Source organism: bacterium, assembly GCA_037147175.1.
Lineage (GTDB): Bacteria > Cyanobacteriota > Vampirovibrionia > Gastranaerophilales > UBA9971 > UBA9971.
The window spans coordinates 1-4,104 of the sequence record JBAWVS010000092.1 but is presented as its reverse complement, the minus strand read 5'-3'; the positions used below and the strand labels follow the sequence as shown (position 1 = coordinate 4,104).

The 4,104-nt window shown below is 27.3% G+C and carries 4 protein-coding genes; 1 reads left to right on the top strand and 3 read right to left on the bottom strand.

Annotated elements, in window-relative coordinates:
* Positions 1-666: 666 nt before the first annotated feature.
* The 3 genes from WCG23_13010 to WCG23_13000 form a co-directional block, all read right to left on the bottom strand.
* The gene (locus WCG23_13010; protein ID MEI8390790.1) at positions 667-1,527 is read right to left on the bottom strand and encodes an Abi family protein; all 861 of its coding nucleotides are present in this window, start codon (positions 1,525-1,527) and stop codon (positions 667-669) included.
* Between the two features lie 137 nt (positions 1,528-1,664).
* Positions 1,665-1,910 carry a GIY-YIG nuclease family protein gene (locus WCG23_13005; GenBank protein ID MEI8390789.1) on the bottom strand — a complete coding sequence of 82 codons (246 nt, stop codon included), beginning with the start codon at positions 1,908-1,910 and terminating at the stop codon, positions 1,665-1,667.
* 4 nt (positions 1,911-1,914) lie between these two features.
* A complete protein-coding gene (locus WCG23_13000; protein ID MEI8390788.1) occupies positions 1,915-2,403 on the bottom strand; it encodes a hypothetical protein in 489 nt (162 codons plus the stop codon).
* A gap of 220 nt (positions 2,404-2,623) precedes the next feature.
* On the opposite strand from WCG23_13000, the gene WCG23_12995 reads away from it, so the two are divergent.
* A complete protein-coding gene (locus WCG23_12995; protein MEI8390787.1) occupies positions 2,624-3,499 on the top strand; it encodes a helix-turn-helix domain-containing protein in 876 nt (291 codons plus the stop codon).
* Positions 3,500-4,104: the final 605 nt, after the last annotated feature.

Sequence of the window (4,104 nt, the reverse complement as noted above, 5' to 3'; positions counted from 1 at the left end):
ATCGGACAGAAAAAAATATAAGTTATCATCCTTTCATCGAGATAAAATAGAAAAACTTGCTAAAGACTTGTGCTGATATTGTGGAAAACTTTATCTGATCTAAAAGCAGGAGGAAGAAAATAAATCTCTCATAAGATTTTAATAGTTATCTTAATATAAATATACATAATTTAAGCTCACTAGCATCGACAAGAAGGTGAGTTAAATATTAATTAGGTAGAAAGTTATCAGAATGAATAGAATGTATACCAAATAGGTAGCTATCTATCTCATTTTAATGTACTCAATATCCACAAGCTTTAAGATTATGGAGAAAGGTTGAAATATAACCTATAAGTGATAGTAAGCAGGAATGAATATAATCTATAGGTGATTAAAAACAGCAGCTATGCAAATACATAATTATATTACTCATATAATCTTATAGTATTCCTATTCCTATTTTATTTTAATATAATCTTATATAGTATAATATCTTATATAAACTTATATAATCTTATTAAAATTTAATTAATTTATGTTATCTATATAATTATACGATAGGCATTTTTGTTAATTTCTATTTCTGTTAATCCTTGTTATTATTGTGTTACAGAAATGATTTTAACTATACACAGGTTTTAAGAGATTTAATTACTTGTTTATATTGTTACTACAGGATTTATGTTATATTTGAGATTTACAATTAAGCTTGAGAATAAATTCAAGTTTATCATATAAAACTTCAAAAGAATTACCATCACAGAAATCTTCAGCAGCACAATGTAAATCTCCAAGCATCCAACTTAATTTCTGACAATTCATCACCTGGAATAAATCAATAATGTTGCTGTAAATATCTTTAAGCTTATAATTGATTTTCCCTGAAGAAGTTTCTCGTCTCAGTATTGTTAAACCAATTATTCTATTATGGTGGGATATATCATTTCTAAGCTTTCTTACACTTTCAAGCTTGTTTTTAACTTGTAAATAATCTGCATCATTAATAAAAATATCTTTCAGTTTAATATTTTTCCCATCCCATAATGATTTATTCTTTATTAATAGTGTCCAAAAGCCTAAAGTGGTATAGTTATCAACAAAATACATATTATCAAAAGTTTTATTATCATATCTATAAGAACTTATAACCTTTAATAAGTCTCTTTTATCCTTGTCCTTGAATGTATAAAACAATTGCTCACTTGAAATCCAATCATAACCTATTGTTGAGCATAGATAATTATTAATTTTATTCTTTAAAGTTGTTTCAAACAAGTAAATATAAGGATAAATAGCAGTTGAAAGTTTGATATTATAGCGGTATAAGTATACAACCATATCCCATTTATCTTTAAAATCCTGGCTTAACCGATATAAAAATTCTACAGCTTGACTATTACTTGTTAAAAGTTCAATATATGGAGTTAATCTATAGTAAGGAACTGTTTCTAAAAATTCTCCGATTTGCAAGCCTCTCTCACTATCTAAAGATAATTGAGATATTATTTTGCTTATAAATCTTTGCTTGTCGTATTTACCAGCCATAAAAAATTGTGAGTCCTTTATTAATAAGAATAAAAACTTATTTGCTATCTATTGACATTATACAATAAATACGTAATAATACTAGCATCAGACGGTTGCTCAAGGGCAGCCGTAATTTTGTTTTAAGGGGTTAAACTCTAAATTAAATCATCTTTCTGTTTTCTTGTTAGTCCTTTGATCCTATATTCTTCTTTCATAGCTTCTGATTTTGTCTTATATTCTTTACTATAAACAATTTTAACAGGTTTATTTGCTTTAGTAAATTTTGAAGCTGTACCATTTAAATGACTTTCAAATCTCTTTCTGAGATCATCTGTGTAACCACAATAAAGCTTATTATTAACTGTTAATAAAATATATGTATAAAACTTTTTATCGGGCATGGACTTATTTTCCAAACTTTAAACCAAAGAATGATTTTTGCTTAAGCTTTTCATTTTCTTTTTCAAGTTCACTAACCTTAGTTTGTAAAGTTATATTACTTTGGTTTGTTTGGTTGTATAGGTTTTGTAATTCAAAGAACTTTTCTTGCCAGTATTTAACATCCTGGTCTTTAGTAATTAGGTTATCAGTGAGCAATTCAGCCTTTCCAGCAAGTTTAGAAAGGTACTCTATTTTGTTGACTAACTCAATCATAACTATATCATTTGGTTGGTTTTTTGGTTGGTTAACCTCTGAACTAACCTCTATAACTTCAGCATCAAACTGGTTATGCTTTGTAATATATTCTTTAATTATTTCATCATCTAAATCTAAATAATAATTACCTTTTAGGTCTTTTTCAGATGGCAATTTACTACTATGTACAAGTTTTCTTATTGCAGTATCAGAAACACCGCATATTTCAGCTAATCTTTTAATTGAAACTTTTTGCATAACTAACCCTAAACTAACCTTACTAAGTGTGAAAACTAACCAGACAAACCAGTTATTGACACATATTATAAATCTATTATCATGGTCATGTCAAAAACTTTACAAACAAAAAAGAACCTTCTCGAAAGAAAGCTCTCATTTAATCTCAAATTAATTATAGCTCTTTCTTGAAGTTTTGCAAGTTTTGTTATGCAAATATTTTAGGAGGATTGAAAGAATTATGCAAAATACGGCATCATTACAACAAAAACCGACACAATTTAAATTAAGTAAGATTACCTTACAAAGTTTATCAAAGTTCAATATAAGTCCAACTGCAAAGCTTGTACTGCTTTATTTGATTGATTGCTATAATCCTGCAAAGGTTTATATGTTCCCTAAGCAAGAAACTATTGCTGATAAACTCGGCATTTCTTTAAGCAGTGTTAAAAGAGCTATAAAAGAACTCGCTAAGGCTAATGTAATCATCATAGAACTTAAATTTTCAAACAGATATAATCTAACTCAAACTTTTTTTGACTTGCTTAATTTGACACCTGATACAGCTCAAATTGATTTACCAAAGTGTCAAAAAGAGCTGAATCATGTAATAACAGAAAAAGAAACAGATAAAAAACAAGAAAAATTATTATTTTCTTTAAAATTTCTTTTAGAACTAAGTAAAACTGATACTATCGCCTATAGTGAAGCTCTTTCTAATCTTTCAGAAGGTGATAAAGAAAAACTAGCAAAGATTAAACTGGGAAGAATGTCTTTAACAAACTTTCAGAGAGAAAATCTTGATAAATTTATTATGCTGAATGAATATGAAATCAACAAAGTTAATAGCTTAGAACCTTATTTTAGGCAAGAAAATATAGATATTTTTTATAATGCCAGGATTAAAAAGATCAGAGAATTTAAAGAAAATCAAAATAAACAAGAATTTGAAGTACAAAAGCCTTTAGAAATGGACAAAAGACAAGAAATACTCAATATTTTATCAACAGGTTATAAAGCATTTTCAGGCAATAAAGTTTTATTAATAAAATTTCTTGAAGAAAAATCAGACAGAATGAAGCATTATAACATTCAAGAGTCAGATTTAAGTATCTAAAATATAAATAAATCCCTCTTAATAAGAAGAAATAAGTAAAGGAAATTACTCTCTATTTCAATAGATATAAGGCTATTGCTTTTACATCAACGAAAACATTGAGTCTCAGGCATATCAATTTTAATTTTAAATAGGTGCTAATTAAGCTACTCATAAGAGTTACAGCCATTACTCTTAATTATAACACGGACTTATATAGAAGAAAGAATAGAAAATTAAACTGTTATTCTTTTATTAAAAAATATAACCTCAACTTCTCTCATAAACTGGAGGGGGACTCGTAAACTGGGTTCTCCTCTTCCTTCTTCAAAGAAAAGAGGATATTTAGTAAAGTTTAAAACTGGAAGGGCTTTAGAAAAGGTGAATAGGATTAAAAAATTAATAGAACCTGGACAAAATATTTTAGCAAATCACTTGATAAATTACTCCTATAATCCCATTCAGACAGTTAATGAATATAATGAAATGTTTGAAGATAAGAAGAAAACACTTAAACAAAGATTGAAGGAGGTTTAATGAAGCTGGGTATGCTTGTAGCAGAATACAGAAAAATATAATATGCCGTAGAAATCGGACAGAAAAAAATATAAGTTATCATCCTTTCA

What these genes read in the sequence shown, in the direction of transcription:
- WCG23_13010 (MEI8390790.1), bottom strand. Translation starts at nt 1,527, where the DNA reads ATGGCTGGTAAATACGACAAGCAAAGATTTATAAGCAAAATAATATCT.
- WCG23_13005 (MEI8390789.1), bottom strand. Translation starts at nt 1,910, where the DNA reads ATGCCCGATAAAAAGTTTTATACATATATTTTATTAACAGTTAATAAT.
- WCG23_13000 (MEI8390788.1), bottom strand. Translation starts at nt 2,403, where the DNA reads ATGCAAAAAGTTTCAATTAAAAGATTAGCTGAAATATGCGGTGTTTCT.
- WCG23_12995 (MEI8390787.1), top strand. Translation starts at nt 2,624, where the DNA reads ATGCAAAATACGGCATCATTACAACAAAAACCGACACAATTTAAATTA.